The 14647-nt window shown below is 66.7% G+C and carries 19 protein-coding genes and 1 tRNA gene; 4 read left to right on the top strand and 16 right to left on the bottom strand.

What is annotated here, in order from left to right; translation table 11 throughout:
* Positions 1 to 111: 111 nt before the first annotated feature.
* The gene (locus ACW171_RS03640; protein WP_492095739.1) at positions 112 to 1203 is read right to left on the bottom strand and encodes a COX15/CtaA family protein; all 1092 of its coding nucleotides are present in this window, start codon (positions 1201 to 1203) and stop codon (positions 112 to 114) included.
* Between the two features lie 133 nt (positions 1204 to 1336).
* On the opposite strand from ACW171_RS03640, the gene ACW171_RS03635 reads away from it, so the two are divergent.
* The 3 genes from ACW171_RS03635 (at position 1337) to ACW171_RS03625 (ending at position 1967) form a co-directional block, all read left to right on the top strand.
* A complete protein-coding gene (locus tag ACW171_RS03635; RefSeq protein WP_492095738.1) occupies positions 1337 to 1600 on the top strand; it encodes a transglycosylase in 264 nt (87 codons plus the stop codon).
* The gene (locus tag ACW171_RS03630; protein WP_492095737.1) at positions 1600 to 1818 is read left to right on the top strand and encodes a DUF2842 domain-containing protein; all 219 of its coding nucleotides are present in this window, start codon (positions 1600 to 1602) and stop codon (positions 1816 to 1818) included. The genes ACW171_RS03635 and ACW171_RS03630 overlap by 1 nt, the downstream gene beginning before the upstream one ends.
* 72 nt (positions 1819 to 1890) lie before the next feature.
* Positions 1891 to 1967: transfer RNA gene (locus ACW171_RS03625), tRNA-Pro, on the top strand.
* Between the two features lie 78 nt (positions 1968 to 2045).
* Here the strand turns inward: ACW171_RS03625 and ACW171_RS03620 are convergent.
* The 6 genes from ACW171_RS03620 to ACW171_RS03595 all read right to left on the bottom strand — a co-directional run bounded on the left by ACW171_RS03620 (position 2046) and on the right by ACW171_RS03595 (position 6074).
* Positions 2046 to 2477, bottom strand: coding sequence for a MerR family transcriptional regulator (locus tag ACW171_RS03620; RefSeq protein WP_492095736.1), 432 nt, complete (start codon positions 2475 to 2477; stop codon positions 2046 to 2048).
* The gene (locus tag ACW171_RS03615; protein WP_492095735.1) at positions 2477 to 2785 is read right to left on the bottom strand and encodes an integration host factor subunit alpha; all 309 of its coding nucleotides are present in this window, start codon (positions 2783 to 2785) and stop codon (positions 2477 to 2479) included. Before ACW171_RS03615 ends, ACW171_RS03620 begins: the two co-directional genes overlap by 1 nt.
* Before the next feature lie 81 nt (positions 2786 to 2866).
* Complete coding sequence (locus ACW171_RS03610; protein ID WP_492095734.1) at positions 2867 to 3844, bottom strand: beta-ketoacyl-ACP synthase III; 978 nt, start codon at positions 3842 to 3844, stop codon at positions 2867 to 2869.
* On the bottom strand, positions 3841 to 4917 hold the full coding sequence (gene plsX / locus ACW171_RS03605) for a phosphate acyltransferase PlsX (protein ID WP_492095733.1): 1077 nt from the start codon (positions 4915 to 4917) through the stop codon (positions 3841 to 3843). The genes ACW171_RS03610 and plsX overlap by 4 nt, the downstream gene beginning before the upstream one ends.
* A gap of 96 nt (positions 4918 to 5013) precedes the next feature.
* On the bottom strand, positions 5014 to 5538 hold the full coding sequence (locus ACW171_RS03600; RefSeq protein WP_492095732.1) for a YceD family protein: 525 nt from the start codon (positions 5536 to 5538) through the stop codon (positions 5014 to 5016).
* Positions 5535 to 6074, bottom strand: coding sequence for a ubiquinol-cytochrome C chaperone family protein (locus tag ACW171_RS03595; RefSeq protein WP_492095731.1), 540 nt, complete (start codon positions 6072 to 6074; stop codon positions 5535 to 5537). Before ACW171_RS03595 ends, ACW171_RS03600 begins: the two co-directional genes overlap by 4 nt.
* A 91-nt stretch (positions 6075 to 6165) precedes the next feature.
* Here ACW171_RS03595 and ACW171_RS03590 point away from each other — a divergent pair, with 91 nt between their 5' ends.
* A complete protein-coding gene (locus ACW171_RS03590) occupies positions 6166 to 6645 on the top strand; it encodes an outer membrane protein assembly factor BamE (protein WP_492095730.1) in 480 nt (159 codons plus the stop codon).
* Positions 6646 to 6862: 217 nt separating this feature from the next.
* On the opposite strand, the gene ACW171_RS03585 is transcribed toward ACW171_RS03590, so the two are convergent.
* From ACW171_RS03585 to nrdR, 9 genes are all read right to left on the bottom strand, one after another.
* A complete protein-coding gene (locus ACW171_RS03585; RefSeq protein ID WP_492095729.1) occupies positions 6863 to 9010 on the bottom strand; it encodes a sodium-translocating pyrophosphatase in 2148 nt (715 codons plus the stop codon).
* Positions 9011 to 9293: 283 nt separating this feature from the next.
* Positions 9294 to 9695 carry a hypothetical protein gene (locus ACW171_RS03580; protein WP_492095728.1) on the bottom strand — a complete coding sequence of 134 codons (402 nt, stop codon included), beginning with the start codon at positions 9693 to 9695 and terminating at the stop codon, positions 9294 to 9296.
* A gap of 122 nt (positions 9696 to 9817) precedes the next feature.
* Positions 9818 to 10807 (bottom strand): thiamine-phosphate kinase, encoded by a 990-nt coding sequence (gene thiL, locus ACW171_RS03575; protein WP_492095727.1) that lies wholly within the window; start codon positions 10805 to 10807, stop codon positions 9818 to 9820.
* 3 nt (positions 10808 to 10810) lie between these two features.
* On the bottom strand, positions 10811 to 11341 hold the full coding sequence (gene nusB, locus ACW171_RS03570; protein ID WP_492095726.1) for a transcription antitermination factor NusB: 531 nt from the start codon (positions 11339 to 11341) through the stop codon (positions 10811 to 10813).
* Positions 11338 to 11826 carry a 6,7-dimethyl-8-ribityllumazine synthase gene (gene ribH, locus ACW171_RS03565; protein ID WP_492095725.1) on the bottom strand — a complete coding sequence of 163 codons (489 nt, stop codon included), beginning with the start codon at positions 11824 to 11826 and terminating at the stop codon, positions 11338 to 11340. The genes nusB and ribH overlap by 4 nt, the downstream gene beginning before the upstream one ends.
* Positions 11796 to 12941 carry a 3,4-dihydroxy-2-butanone-4-phosphate synthase gene (gene ribB / locus ACW171_RS03560; RefSeq protein ID WP_492095724.1) on the bottom strand — a complete coding sequence of 382 codons (1146 nt, stop codon included), beginning with the start codon at positions 12939 to 12941 and terminating at the stop codon, positions 11796 to 11798. The genes ribH and ribB overlap by 31 nt, the downstream gene beginning before the upstream one ends.
* Positions 12941 to 13531, bottom strand: coding sequence for a riboflavin synthase (locus ACW171_RS03555; protein ID WP_492095723.1), 591 nt, complete (start codon positions 13529 to 13531; stop codon positions 12941 to 12943). The genes ribB and ACW171_RS03555 overlap by 1 nt, the downstream gene beginning before the upstream one ends.
* Before the next feature lie 4 nt (positions 13532 to 13535).
* Positions 13536 to 14168 (bottom strand): RibD family protein, encoded by a 633-nt coding sequence (locus ACW171_RS03550; protein WP_492095722.1) that lies wholly within the window; start codon positions 14166 to 14168, stop codon positions 13536 to 13538.
* Entirely contained in the window at positions 14168 to 14644 is a 477-nt protein-coding gene (gene nrdR, locus ACW171_RS03545) for a transcriptional regulator NrdR (RefSeq protein WP_492095721.1), read from the bottom strand. Before nrdR ends, ACW171_RS03550 begins: the two co-directional genes overlap by 1 nt.
* Positions 14645 to 14647: the final 3 nt, after the last annotated feature.

Raw genomic sequence — 14647 nt, 5'->3', positions numbered from 1 at the left:
GGGGTCCAGATGGCCAGCTCGGTGACCGGGTCAGCGCGCCCGGAGCAAAACCCAGACGACAGAATCCGTGATCTGGACCCCGGCCTTCGCCAGGGTGCACGGAGCTAAAATTTATCTGCGTGGCCCGGACATGAAAAGCCGGGGCTGCGAGCGCCGAACAAGCCACAGATTGGCCGTCGCCAGCGCCAGAACGACCGCCGCCCCCGCCTGATGCAGTCCGCCCAGCCACAGGGGCACGGCGTGGATCAGGGTGACGATCCCCAGCGCGGCCTGAAGCCAAAGAGCCGCCGCGACGACGAACGCGGAAACGCCCAAACCCTCGGCCAGGCGCCAGCGCCAGGCCTGGACCGCATAGGCCGTGCCGCCGATCAGCAGGGCGTAGGCGAAGATCCGGTGATTGAACTGAACCAGGGCCTGATCATGCAGGAAGGCAAGGCCGCCGATGCCCCACTCGACGGGTGCGAGGATGTCGCCGTTCATCAGCGGCCAGTCGGTGTAGATGAAGCCAGCCTTGGCGCCGGCCACCAGACCGCCCAGCAGGCACTGGACAAAGACCGCGCCCAACAGCACGGCCGCGCCCCGGCTCCAGCCCACGGGCGAGCGCGAATGCTCCTCGCCGGACCAGGCCTCCAGCCCCGTCCAGATCAGGCCGGCGAAGATGATCAGGGCCAGGCCGAGGTGGGTCGCCAGTCTTTCGGGCGCGACGTCGACCCTCTCCGACAGGCCGGACGACACCATCCACCAGCCGATCAACCCCTGAAGCCCGCCCAGGGCCAGAAGGACAGCGCAACGCCAGATCAGGCGCGTCGGGATCGCCATGCGACCGAGGAACGACCGTTCCGGCAGCAGGCGGAAGGCCAGGAAGGCGAAGAACGGAAGGGCGAACGCCACGCCGATCAGCCGGCCGAACAGCCGGTGCAGCCATTCCCACCAGAAGATGCCCTGGAACTCGCCCAGCGACATGCCGGCATTGACCTGGGCGTACTGGGGGATGGCCTTGTACTTCTCGAAGGCCTCGCTCCAGTCGGCGGCGGTCATCGGCGGGATCGCGCCCATGATCGGCTTCCACTCGGTGATCGACAGCCCAGACCCCGTCAGCCGGGTGATGCCCCCGATGACCACCATCGCGAACACCATGGCGGCGCAGACGAACAGCCAGATCGCAGCGGCTTTCGACTGGTCCCGGCTTCTGAAACGGTTCATTCGACGCCTGACGCTCCGACGGATACAGTGTCGCCTTTCGAGACGACCTAGGCGGTATGCCCTTCGATCGTGGCGAGATCAAAGTCCGAAGTCATGATGCGAGGTCGCATGCGGCCCGCCGGGAGGCCCCTTGGTGCAAGCCGTGCTCGAATACGCCGACATCCTGATCGCCGTGGCGGGCGTCTTCGCCCTCGCCTGGATCGCCGACCTGCTAACCGGCCGGCGCGGCCTGTTCGCCGCCTCCCTGGTGGCCTTCACCGGCGCGGCCTGTGGCTGGTTCCTGGCGGTGCGGGTGTTCGGCGCCTCGACGATGGACGAGTTCCGCTGGGTGCTCTGGTCCGGTGCGGGCGCGGCCTTGGCGCTCGCCGCCTACTACCTTTTCCGGAGCAAGCGCTGATGGGCGCGCGTGCGCGGCGCGCGATCGCCTCGGTCGGCATCCTCGCCTTCCTGATCTTCTATGTCTGGGCCGTCATCGCGATCGGGGCCCATGTGCCGGAGCATCCGGTCGCGACGCTGCTGTTCTACGGCCTGGCTGGAACGCTCTGGGGGGTGCCGCTGCTGCCCCTCATGTCCTGGGCGGAGGGGAAGCCGTTTCTGAAGAAGAAGCAGGGCTGACGACGACGAAATCGCGGCTGTGCGTTTTCTCGTTTGCGGCGACGCAAACCCCCCGCTATAGGACCGGCCTCTCGGAGCGTGGCGCAGCCTGGTAGCGCACTTGACTGGGGGTCAAGGGGTCGCAGGTTCGAATCCTGTCGCTCCGACCATCTACTCATCGATTAGATGTCGGATGTATCAGGGGTCGTCTTCGGACGGCCCCTTTGCATATCCGCTATGGGCTGGCGTCAGCCCGCCAGTACGGCGTCCAGGCGCGCGCGCGCGCTTTCGAGATCGGCCAGAATCGTCCGCAGATCGCCGTCGGAGGAACCTGTCGCCGGTGCCGTCGTCGATTCGGTCGGAGCCGCAGGCCCGGCGCCCACTTCGGCATCCATGGTGAACGCCGCGCCGGCATCGCCATAGGCGGCCAGACGGGCCAGGCCCTGATCCTTGTGCAGGCGCTGCACGCCCTTGATGGTCAGACCCTCGTCGTGCAGCAGACGACGGATCGCTTTCAGGACCACGATATCCTGCGGCCGATAGAATCGGCGACCGCCCGCCCGCTTCACCGGCGTCACGAACGGAAATTTGGTTTCCCAGAACCGCAGCACATGCTGCGGCGCGCCCACGGCCTCGGCGGCCTCCGAAATGGTCCGGAAGGCGTCGGGCCCCTTGGCCATCAGGCGTCAGCGCCCGCGCCGTGCACGCGTGACTTCATGATCTGGGAGGCGCGGAAGCTGATGACGCGGCGCGGATTGATCGCAGCCGGTTCGCCCGTCTTCGGGTTGCGGCCCATCCGGGCGCGCTTTTCGCGGACCTGGAAGACGCCGAAGCCCGACAGTTTGACCGTCTCGCCCTTTTCAAGACTTTCGACGATCAGGTCGAGCGTCCGCTCGACCATGCTGGAGCATTCCTGCCGCGACAGGCCGACCTCTTCGTGGACGGCCTCGCACAGATCCGCGCGGGTCAAGGTTTGTAGTTCGCCCAAGGTTCGTCCCCTCTGATCCCGACATGTCCATAAACGGCGAAAAGCGGGCGAAGTCAAAGGCGAGCGTGGTTACCTCGGCCGTCAGAGCCTGAAAGCGCAGGCTCCCCAGGTCAATCCGCCGCCCATCGCCTCGAGCAGGACCAGGTCGCCCTTCTTGATCCGCCCGTCCTGGATGGCGGCGTCGAGCGCCAGCGGAATCGAGGCCGCGGATGTGTTGGCGTGCATGGCCACGGTGGAGATCACCTTGTGCTCGTCGAGGCCCAGACGGTCGCCGACACCCTTGATGATTCGCTGGTTGGCCTGGTGCGGCACGAACCAGTCGACCTCGGGCACGGTGATGCCGGAAGCCTCGCAGCAGGCGGTGATGGCTTCGGCGATATTGACCACGGCGTGGCGGAAGACCTGGTTGCCGGCCATGCGCAGATGCCCGACCGAACCCGTCGTAGAGGGACCGCCGTCGACATAGAGCAGGTCTGTCTTGGTTCCGTCGGAGCGCAGGGCGAAGCCGAGCAGGCCCTGATCGGCGGTGGTCCCCTGCCCTTCGCGTGGTTCGACCACGATGGCCCCGGCGCCGTCGCCGAACAGGACGCAGGTGGTCCGATCGTTCCAGTCCATCAGCCGGGTCATTTCCTCCGCGCCGATGACCAGGGCGCATTTGGCCAGGCCGCGGGCCACGAAGCCGTCGGCGACGCTCAACGCATAGACGAAGCCCGAACACACGGCCTGGACGTCGAAGGCGATGCAGACCGGCGCGCCGATCTTGCGCTGCACGATCGAGGCTGTGGCGGGGAAGGTCATGTCCGGCGTCGTCGTGGCGACGATGATCATGTCCACGTCGGCGGCCGTCTTGCCCGCATCGGCGAGCGCGCGTCTGGCGGCCTCGGCGGCCAGGTCGCTGGTCGGCTCGTCGTCGCGCGCCTTGTGACGCTGGCGGATGCCCGTGCGTTCGATGATCCATTCGTCGGAGGTGTCGACGAACTCGGCCAGGTCGGCGTTGGTGACCACCTGTTCCGGCAGGAAGGAACCGACGCCGGTGACGGCGCTGCGGATGACGCTCACGAAACGTTCTCTTGAGACTGGGATGGAGCGGCCGGGGCCGCGTGCATGACGTCCGTCAGGCGACCGAGATTGGCGCCGACGGTCTGCATATAGTCACTGCGGGCCAGATCGACAGCGATGCGGATCGCATTGCCGAAACCCTTGGCGTCCGCGCCGCCGTGGCTCTTCACCACGATGCCGTTCAGGCCCAGCAGGGGGCCGCCGTTGATGGCGCTGGGGTCGATTTTCTGGGCCATGGCCTTCAGCGCCGGCATTGCGATCGCCGCGCCCAGCTTGGCCTGCAGGCTGGAGGTCAGGGCCTCCTTCAGCACGGTCGAGATGAACCGCGCCACACCCTCGGCGGTCTTCAGGGCGATGTTTCCGGTAAAGCCGTCGGTGACCACCACATCGACCGTGCCCTTGGCGATATCGTCGCCTTCGACGAAACCGTGATAGTTCAGGCCCAGACCGCCCTCGCGCAGAACACGGGCCGCCTCGCGGACCTCTTCGTGGCCCTTCATGTCTTCGGAACCGACGTTCAGTATCCCGATGGTGGGCCGCGCGACCCCATGGACGGCGGTGTGGAAGGCCTCGCCCATGATGGCGAACTCGACCAGTTGCTCCGCATCGCTTTCGATATTGGCGCCGACGTCCAGCACGGCCGTGACGCCGCGCAGGGTGGGCCAACTGGCCACGATCGCCGGACGCTCCAGCCCGGGCGCCGACATGCGAAGGATCAGCTTGGAGATGGCCATCAGGGCCCCGGTGTTGCCGGCCGAGACGACCGCACCCGCTTCGCCCGCCTTCACCGCCTCGATGGCGTTCCACAGGCTGGAGCCCTTGCCGCGCCGCATCGCCTGGGCGGGCTTTTCGTCGGAGGCGATCTTCTTGTCGGTATGGCGGATGTCGCAGATGTCGGAGGTCAGGTTGTGCCTGGCCAGCTCGACGACGATTGCGGCCTCGTCTCCGTGCAGCAGGAAGCGCACGTCTTCGCCTCCATGCCGGCTGATGTAGTCACGGATGCCGCCGACGACGACGGGCGGGCCATGGTCGCCGCCCATGGCGTCGAGCGAAATAAGCGTGGGGGTTGGCAAGGGGTCGGAAACTCCGGTGCGCCGACGTTGCGGCGCGTTCTGCTGGCCTCAAGGATACCGCCGCGCCGGTCGGATGCAAACCGCGCCGACGCTAGGTCAAGTTTTTCCGTCTTCATCCTTGGCCTTGAAGGCCTTCAGCACGGCGAAGGGCGAGATTTCGGCGGGCTCTTCGGGCTGAACGAATTCCGCGCCCGGCTTGCGGGGGAACGGGTCCAGCGTAAGCGCCAGCTGCTCCACGGCGTATTGGCCGAGATCGATCTTCCCCTCTTCGATCACGTCGGGCGAATCATCGTCCAGGCTGATCTCGATCTCCTCGATCTCGGGCTCCGCGGATTCGACCAGATCGACGGAGAACCGCTGGTCCACCTCGACCGGCAGGGGTTCGAGAGTGATGCCGCACACCTGTTCCAGCGAGGCCTTGATCCGCCCCGACAGGGTCCAGCCCACGCGGGCCGGTTCGACCTTCAGATCCGCCTCGAACGACGTCAGCGAGCCCAGATCGAGCGCCTTGACGATCCGTTTCGTCGCCTCGGCGTCGGGAACCAGACGGCGTTCCAGGCCAGGACCGATCTCGTTGATCCGGATGATTTCGCTGAAGGGGGGGCGTTGCTGCGGGTTCATGCCTTCACCTCCGGCCAGACCGGGGCGGTCAGGACCGCGTCGATCGGCTGTGTTGCCAGTTTAGAGCGCGCCGCCAGGCCATAGGCCGCCAGCCCCTGCCCCCGGGCAGCGTCCTCCACGCCATAGACGTTGCGAGCCAGTCCATCGGCCAGTTCATCCGTGTTTCCCGAACGCAGCGGGACCTCATAGGTCGTCATCCGCCCATACAGGCTTTCTCCCAGCCGCCGCATCTTCTTGGCCATGGTCACGTCGTTGACGCCCAGCTCCCGCAGGGTGTTGTCGAGCGCCGAGACATAGACGTCGAACAGGTTCTGCGCGGCCTCCGCGCCCTTCTCGGCGTCCATGCCCGTCTCGTCGCGCAGACGCAGGATCAGCAGCAGGACATGCAGGGTATAGAGCTCGAACCGCGCGTCGATCTCGTCGGTGACGCCGAGCGCGGTGTAGAAGGCCGGATCGCGCGCCTGTTCGACGGCCGCCGTGTACAGCGGCAGCCCCATGCGTTCGGCGGATCGGGTTCGGAACAGGTTCTTCAGCATCAGTATACGGCCCCTTTTCCGCCGCGCCGTTGAACTAGGCGTCAGGTCCGGTTAGGTCAAAGACCTTGTTTCGTCCCAGGCGCTCGTCTCCATGAATAAAGTCGTCGTTCGTCTCGCCGTTCTGGCCGCCCTCGCGCCGCTGGCCGTCGCCTGTGCGCCTGTCGTGGGCAACCACGGCTTCCAGGTCATCGACGTCAATCCGAAGGATATCGCGGTCGGCACGGACACCAAGTCCACGGTCCTGGCCCAGCTCGGCTCGCCCTCGGCGGTTTCGACCTTCGAAGACAACATCTGGTATTACATCTCCCAGACGACGGAGCGGTACACCTATAACCGCCCCCAGGTGTCCCAGCGCAGCGTCACCGCCATCACCTTCAACGAAGGCGACGACAAGGTCACCGAGGTCCGCAACCTCGATCTCGAAGACGGTCAGCAGCTCGCCATGGAGCGACGCGAGACCCCGACCCGCGGTCGCCAGCTGACGATCCTGGAACAGCTTCTCGGCAACGTCGGCCGCGGCCAGCTGCCCCGCACGGACGAGGACGTGCCGGGGCAACGGCGTCCGGACTAAAGCCACCGACCTCTCCCCCCCTCGGGGGAGGGTCGTCGCGCAGCGACGGGGTGGGAACGGCCGGTGATCCAGACACAGGTCGGTGGCGTTTCGCTTTGCCGCCCCCACCCGATCTCCGCTTCGCTCCGACCACCCTCCCCCGAGTGGGAGGGAAAACATAGCAAAACGCCCCGGAGATCGCTCTCCGGGGCGTCTGTCGCTTCAGTCTGCGTGAACTCTACCCGATGTTCCCGCTCGCCAGCACCGCCAGCAACAACAGCGCCACGATGTTCGTGATCTTGATCATCGGGTTCACCGCCGGGCCGGACGTGTCCTTGTAAGGATCGCCGACCGTGTCGCCGGTCACCGCGGCCTTGTGCGCCTCGGAGCCCTTGCCGTGGACGACGCCGTTCTTATCGGTGAAGCCCTCTTCGATCACTTTCTTGGCGTTGTCCCAGGCGCCGCCGCCCGAGGTCATCGAGATGGCCACGAACAGGCCCGTAACGATCACCCCCATCAGCATGGCGCCCAGCGAGGCGAAGGCGTTGGCCTTGTCCGAGATGAACAGGATCGCCGTGAACAGCACGATCGGCGACAGCACCGGCAACAGAGACGGCACGATCATCTCGCGGATCGCCGCCCGGGTCAGGATGTCGACGGCCCGGCCGTACTCCGGCTTGACCTCATAGGTCATGATGCCGGGGTTCTCGCGGAACTGGCGACGAACCTCGGCCACGACGGCCTCGGCCGCACGCCCCACGGCCATCATCGACATCCCCCCGAACAGGAAGGGCAGCAGCCCCCCGAACAGCAGGCCGACCACGACGTAGGGATTGGTCAGGTCGAAGGCGACGACGCCCATGTTGGCGAAGAAGGGATAGTCCGTCGGGTTGGCGGCGAAGTATTGCAGGTCGGACGTATAGGCGGCGAACAGCACCAGCGCGCCGAGGCCCGCCGAACCGATCGCATAGCCCTTGGTCACGGCCTTGGTGGTGTTGCCGACGGCGTCCAGGGCGTCCGTCGCATGACGCACGTCCGAAGGCAGGCCCGCCATCTCGGCGATGCCGCCGGCGTTGTCGGTCACGGGACCGAAGGCGTCCAGCGCCACGATCATCCCGGCCACGCCCAGCATGGTCGTGGTGGCGATGGCGATGCCGAACAGGCCGGCCAGCTGGAAGCTGGCCACGATGCCGACGATGATCACCAGGGCCGGCAGGGCCGTGGACTCTAGTGAGACGGCCAGGCCCTGGATCACATTGGTGCCGTGGCCCGAGACCGAGGCATTGGCCACCGACCGCACCGGACGGAAGTTCGATCCAGTATAGTATTCGGTGATCACCACGATGGCGGCGGTGACGGCCAGACCGACCAGACCCGACCAGAACAGGCTCATCGGCTCGATCTGCAGTCCACTGGTCGTCACGACCGGACCGGTGACGAGCGAGGTGATGACCCACCAGACCGCGCCGACCGATAGAACGCCAGTGACGATCAGCCCCTGATACAGGGCGCCCATGATGTTGTTGGACTTGCCGAGACGGACGAAGAACGAGCCGATGATCGAGGTCACGATGCAGATGCCGCATATGGCCAGCGGCAGCAGCATCATCACGTCCACATAGGGCTGGTCGCGGAAGAAGATGGCCGCCAGCACCATGGTGGCGACGGTGGTCACCGCATAGGTCTCGAACAGGTCGGCGGCCATGCCGGCGCAGTCGCCGACGTTGTCGCCCACGTTGTCGGCGATGGTCGCGGCGTTCCTGGGATCATCCTCGGGAATGCCGGCCTCGACCTTGCCCACCATGTCGCCGCCCACGTCGGCGCCCTTGGTGAAGATGCCGCCGCCCAGACGCGCGAAGATGGAAATCAGCGAGGCGCCGAAGCCCAGGGCCACCAGACCGTCGATGACCTCGCGGCCCGTCGATTCCAGGCCGATGACCTCGGTCAGCACGGCATAGTAGCCGGCCACCCCGATCAGGGCGCCGCCCGCCACGAACATGCCGGTGATGGCGCCCGAGCGGAAGGCCAGATCCAGGCCCTTGGACAGGCTGACCGATGCCGCCTGCGCGGTACGCACATTGGCGCGGACCGAGATCAGCATGCCGGCGAACCCTGCCAGACCCGACAGGACCGCGCCTATCACGAAGCCGATGGCGGCGTATTGGCCGATCAACACGTAGGCGGCGATCAGGATGACCACGCCGACCATGGCGATGGTGGTGTATTGCCGCTTCAGATAGGCGGAGGCGCCTTCCTGAATGGCGGCGGCGATTTCTCGCATCTTGTCGTTGCCGGTGTCGGCCTTCATCAGGCTCGCGGTCTGGACGAGCCCGTAAAGGACCCCCAGCGCACCGGCGGCTATCACTAGCCACAGATAGTTTGTCATTGGCGTTTCCATACCTAATGCATTAGGCGCGCGGCCCCTTGGCGCGGCGGGCCTTTTGGCCTCTGTCCGCCTTCCGGTCCCCCCGTGCGCAGTGTGGACGCAAGTGCGCGCCCCTCGGGATTGCCCGGGAAGCTTACAACTGCGTCGAGACGACGCAACCGGCGTTTTTTGAGGGTCGAAGAGGGCTCGCGCTCAAGCAGTGAGGCTCCGCGAGCCGAGCGATAGCGCGCAAAGAACGCCCGCGCTCAAGCAGCGAGGCTCCGCGAGCCGAGCGGTAGCGCCGCTAGGAGGGTCGCACGCCCGTCCGGCGGCGCGGGGCCTGAAGGGCGACCTGGACGCTGGCGATCGAACCGGCCCCGGAGATCGATGGCGCGATCCGCATCATGGCCGCGCACAGCGCCGGGGCGTCGACCTGGGTCCAGTCGTCGGCCAGCACGAACGGGGTCCGATGCGCGGCGCGAACCAGGGCGTCGCGGAAATAGGGTTCCTTGGCGCGCATCTGCTCGGCAGTGAAACCGCCGCCCAGCGTCAGGCTGATGGTCACGAAGACGTAGTTGCGGATCCGCCCCCCCGAGATGATCGGCAGGCCGACGCCCGCGATATTCGTGGTCAAGGCTCCACCCCCGCCAGACGGTGCCTCGGACGCCGAGGCGGCTGTGGCGGCGGTGGCGGCGGTCCCGGCCAAGGCCAGAGTTCCGAGGGCGAAGAGGTCTCTACGGCGCATAACGCCCTTTTCGCGCGGATCGATTAGGATTCCGTTGCTTTGTCATCCCGGCTCTCCGCTTCGCTGGGGCCGGGATGACAACATTAGTCGTGGGTCCAGCCGGGCTTGCGAATATCGACCGGCTTGCCGAGGTAGGTCGCCGTCACGCCCCTGCCCGCCGCAACCGTCCCAACGCGGGTCAGCCGCAGCAGCAGACGCTCCGCTTCGCGCTTCAGCGCCGCTTCGTAGGCGGGATGGGCCGTCAGCAACAGCTCGTAGTCGTCGCCACCGGTGGCCAACTGCTCCAGAGCCGCCTCCGGATCGGTACGGGTATCGAACCAGGCTGTGGCTGCCGCCGACCGGGGCAAGAGCTCCATCTGCACCGAGGCCGCGACCCCGCTGGCGTTGGCGATATGCGACAGGTCTGCGATCAACCCGTCCGATACGTCCATGATGGCCGTGGCATAGCCCTGCACCGTCTGGCCGTAGGCAAGACGTGGCGTCGGCCTGCGATAGTGTTCGGCCAGGGTGTCGATACGTTCCTGTTCCAGCTTCAGATGGCCCTTGGCGGCCTGCAGGCCCAGGTAACCGTCGCCGATCGTGCCGGTGACATAGATGCCGTGCCCGGGCTTGGCTCCGCCGCGCGTGACCGATCCGCCCTTCGGTGCCCAGCCAAGCATGGTCGCGGAGAAGGACGCCGGCCCCGGCGTCAGAACGGTGTCGCCACCCAGCAGATGAATGCCGAACGCCCTCTGATCCTCCGCCAATCCCGCCGCGAACGCCTCCCGCTCCGGCCATCCGCACCGCGGCGACCAGTGACAGGCCAGCAGGTATCCAAACGGCTCGCAGCCCTTGGCCGCGAGATCGGACAGGTTCACCCGCAACAGCTTCTGAGCCACCGTGTCGAGCGGGTCTTCGGGCAGGAAATGCACGCCCTCGACGATCGCGTCCTTGGTCAGGACGAGGTCATGGCCCGGCCGCGTCGGCATGACGGCCACGTCGTCGGTCAGGCCCCAGGCATGCTCGGGATGAGCCAGCGGGGCGAACAGCTTGCGGATCGTCTCGAACTCGCCGGCGGCGTCGACACCGGCCATCGGTTACGCCTTCGGGCGCACGTCGCGGGCCACGCCGTCCAGGGCGGCGTTGACGAACTTGGCCTCGGCCTCGTCGAAGAAGGCCTTCGCCAGCTCGACGTATTCGTCGATGACGATCTCCTTGGGCACGTCGAGCTTGTGCATCAGCTCCCACGCGCCACAGCGCAGCAAAGCCCGCAGGGTCGCGTCCAGACGCTCCATCCGCCAATTCGACGCCAGGCGCGCCTTCACGGCCGTGTCGATGTCCGACTGATCGGTAATCACGCCACGCACGACATCGGCGAAATAGGCCTCGTCAGCCTCGGCCAGCGGTTCACCCTCGATGTCCGAATCGAACCGGTGGTTCGAGAACTCGGTGATGACGGTCTCGACGCCCTCCCCGGCCAGCTCCATCTGGTACAGGGCCTGGACGGCGGCCAGACGGGCGACGGTGCGTGCGCGACGCTGGCGGCTGGTCAGCTGGGGTTCGGCCTGGGCGCGCTCGTTCTCGGCGAGTTGCGCCAGGACGGCCTGGATGGAGTTGGGTTCGGTCATCCGCCGAGCCCTACGCGCAACCGCTTCTTCAGTGCAATCAGATCCATGCAAGCACGGGCCGCCCCGCCGCCCTTGTCGCCCTCGGACAGACGCGCCCTGGCCCAGGCCTGGTCCTCGTCTTCGACGGTCAGGATGCCGTTGCCGATGATCGTGCCGCGGATGCCCAGCAGCATGATGCCCGAGGCCGATTGATCCGACACGATCTCGAAATGATAGGTCTCGCCCCGGATCACGCAGCCCAGGGCGACATAGCCGTCATAGCGCGGCGCGGTCGGAAACTTCCCGGCCTCTTCGGCCAGGGCGATGGCGGGCGGGATCTCCAGCGCGCCCGGCACGGTGACGACGTCGAACTCGAAGCCCTGCGAACGCAGCGCATCCTTCGCGCCTTCGAGAAGCGCGTCGGCCAGTTCGTCATAGAAGCGCGCCTCGACGATGAGGACGCGGGGGGGATCCTTCAGGATTGTTCTTCTCCGTGCATGTCGCACCAGCCGGTGATGCGCAGGCCGTAGCCTTCGATGGCGGCGGGTTCGGGGCGGTTCTTCGACATCACGATCATGTCCCGAACGCCGAGGTCGAGCAGTATCTGAGCCCCGACGCCGTAGTTTCTCAGGGAGCGATCCAGCGCCCCCGGCTTGTCCGCCCCGGCCAGACGCTCGGCCAGCCCCTGCAACATCGGATCACGCAGGAAGACGACGACGCCGGCACCGCCGTGCTCGGTGATCGCCTTCAATGCGTCGGGGATATAGCTCTGCCGCTCCTCGACATGACCCAGCAGGTCGGCGGCGAAGTCCACCTGGTGCATCCGCACCAGGGTCGGCTTGTCGGGATCGATCTTGCCGTGGACCAGGGCGACATGCTCCGCGCCCTCGATGGTGTTCCGATACAGCATCAGGCGGAACGGACCGCCGTGCACGCTCTCGAACGGCTGATCCATGACCCGCTCGACGAACCGTTCGGTGCGGCGGCGGTATTCGATCAGGTCGGCGATGGTGCCGATCTTCAATCCGTGAAGCTGGGCGAAGGCGATCAGGTCCGGCAGGCGGGCCATCTCGCCGTCGTCCTTGATGATCTCGCAGATGACGCCCGACGGGTTGAGCCCCGCCATGCGGCTGATATCCACGGCCGCCTCTGTGTGACCGGCGCGGACCAGCACACCGCCGTCACGAGCGACCAGCGGGAAGATGTGGCCGGGCGAGACGATGTCGTCCATGCTCTTGGACGCATCCGTCGCGACCTGGATGGTGTGCGAGCGATCTGCGGCCGAGATGCCGGTGGTCACGCCCTCCTTGGCCTCGATCGAGACGGTGAAGGCGGTCTTCATGCTCTCGCGATTGTCGGCCGCCATCGGGGGCAGGCGCAGCTGCTGCGCGCGCTCGGCGGTCAGGGCCAGGCAGACCAGTCCCCTCGCCTGCCGGATCATGAAGTTGATCTGGTCGGGCGTCGCGAATTGCGCCGGGATAATGATGTCGCCCTCGTTCTCGCGGTCCTCGGCGTCGACGAGGATGTAGGGACGGCCATTGCGGGCGTCTTCGAGGATATCCTCGATCGGGCTGATCGGGCTGTCGAACATGTCGTGCGCCAGGGCGATTGTGTTGGTCATCACGCGGTCTCCTGCCACCGCGCGAGGTATCGCGCCAGCATGTCGATCTCCAGATTGACCGGATCGCCGACCTTCAGCGCCCCTAGTGTAGTCGCCTCCCAGGTGTGCGGGATGATGTTCAGGCCGAAGCGGCGGCCGTCCACGGCGTTCACCGTCAAAGACACGCCGTCCACCGTGATCGACCCCTTGGCGGCGATGAAGCGGTGCAGGGGCTCGGGTGCCTCGACGACGATCCGGTGCGACCCGCCCTCCGGCGTGATCTCGACGACCGTGCCCAGCCCGTCGACGTGGCCCGACACGATATGCCCGCCCAACTCGTCGCCGACCTTGGTCGCCCGCTCCAGATTGATCGGGGTCCCGGTGGCCCAGCGGCCCAGCGTCGTCTTGTCCAGCGTCTCACCCGACACCTCGACGGCGAACCAGTGGTCGCCCTTCTCCACCACGGTCAGGCAGACGCCCGCGTGGCTGATAGAGGCGCCGAGGTCTATGTCCGACACATCCCAGGCCGTCTCGACCTCATAGCGCCGATCACGCGCCGTTTGCGCGACCGAGCGGACCCGGCCGATGTCGGTGATAATTCCGGTGAACAACGTCTCAAGCCTTCTCGTAACGTTCCCACAGGTCGTCACCCATGGGCTCCGCCGCAAGGCGCCGGTACTTCGGCGCGTGCGCCAATCGTGCGAGCGCCAGGGCCGCGACCCCCGGACGACCGTCGCCGCCCAACAGGATCGGAGCCCGGAACCACTCGATGGCGTCGACGACACCCGCCGTGACGAAACAGGCCGCCACCCGGCCGCCGCCCTCGATCATCAGGGATTTGACGCCCCGTGCGGTCAGGGTTTCAAGCACGGCATCTACCGTCGGCCGCCCCTGGGCATCGCCCTTCACCTTCAGCACTTCCGCCTCACCGACCGCGATAGGCTCGCGCGTCGTCAGGATCAGCGTCCCCGCCTTGGCCAGACGCGCGAAGGCGGGCGTCCTCAACCGCGAATCCAAGACGACTCGAAGCGGATCCGTGCCCGTCTCGCCGTCGGGCAGTCGCACCGTCAGGCGCGGATCATCCGCCAGCACCGTCTCCACCCCGACCAGCACGGCGTCATGGGCGGCACGCAGTCGGTGGCCCTGCTCACGCGCCTGCGGACCCGTGATCCACTGGCTCTCGCCCGTCGATGTGCCGATCCGCCCGTCCAGCGACGTGGCGACCTTCCAGGTGATGCGCGGTCTCATCAGCGGCCCGACGATCCCTGATCGTCGTCCAACCCCTCGTCGCCGAGGAATTTGGCGAAGTCCCCGGTCGCCCGGAAGTCCTTGTAGACCGAGGCGTAGCGGACATAGGCGACCTCATCGACGCCCTTCAGCCCCTTCATGATGAAGTCGCCGACGACGCTGGACGGGATCTCGGTCTCGCCCAGGCTCTCCAGCTGGCGCACGATGCGCGACACCAGCTGTTCGATCTGTTCCGGCTGGATCGGGCGTTTGCGCAGGGCGATGGCCAGTGAACGTTCCAGCTTGTCGCGGTCGAAGGGGGTGCGCCGCCCGTTCCGCTTCAGGATCACCAGCTCTCGCAGCTGCACCCGCTCAAACGTCGTGAAACGCCCGTTGCAGTTGGGACAGGATCGGCGACGACGGATGGCCGCGCCGTCGTCCGACGGGCGGCTGTCCTTCACCTGGCTGTCCACGTTGCCGCAGAAGGGGCACTTCATTTC

This window comes from Brevundimonas sp. FV1ye28 (assembly GCF_058681135.1).
The sequence above is the reverse complement of the archived record's forward strand: the minus strand, read 5'-3'. Positions and strand labels throughout refer to the sequence as shown.

Coding starts and splice junctions, on each gene's coding strand:
- ACW171_RS03640 (WP_492095739.1), bottom strand. CDS start 1,203: ATGAACCGTTTCAGAAGCCGGGACCAGTCGAAAGCCGCTGCGATCTGG.
- ACW171_RS03630 (WP_492095737.1), top strand. CDS start 1,600: ATGGGCGCGCGTGCGCGGCGCGCGATCGCCTCGGTCGGCATCCTCGCC.
- ACW171_RS03620 (WP_492095736.1), bottom strand. CDS start 2,477: ATGGCCAAGGGGCCCGACGCCTTCCGGACCATTTCGGAGGCCGCCGAG.
- ACW171_RS03600 (WP_492095732.1), bottom strand. CDS start 5,538: ATGAACCCGCAGCAACGCCCCCCCTTCAGCGAAATCATCCGGATCAAC.
- ACW171_RS03595 (WP_492095731.1), bottom strand. CDS start 6,074: ATGCTGAAGAACCTGTTCCGAACCCGATCCGCCGAACGCATGGGGCTG.
- ACW171_RS03590 (WP_492095730.1), top strand. CDS start 6,166: ATGAATAAAGTCGTCGTTCGTCTCGCCGTTCTGGCCGCCCTCGCGCCG.
- ACW171_RS03585 (WP_492095729.1), bottom strand. CDS start 9,010: ATGACAAACTATCTGTGGCTAGTGATAGCCGCCGGTGCGCTGGGGGTC.
- thiL (WP_492095727.1), bottom strand. CDS start 10,807: ATGGCCGGTGTCGACGCCGCCGGCGAGTTCGAGACGATCCGCAAGCTG.
- nusB (WP_492095726.1), bottom strand. CDS start 11,341: ATGACCGAACCCAACTCCATCCAGGCCGTCCTGGCGCAACTCGCCGAG.
- ribB (WP_492095724.1), bottom strand. CDS start 12,941: ATGACCAACACAATCGCCCTGGCGCACGACATGTTCGACAGCCCGATC.
- ACW171_RS03550 (WP_492095722.1), bottom strand. CDS start 14,168: ATGAGACCGCGCATCACCTGGAAGGTCGCCACGTCGCTGGACGGGCGG.
- nrdR (WP_492095721.1), bottom strand. CDS start 14,644: ATGAAGTGCCCCTTCTGCGGCAACGTGGACAGCCAGGTGAAGGACAGC.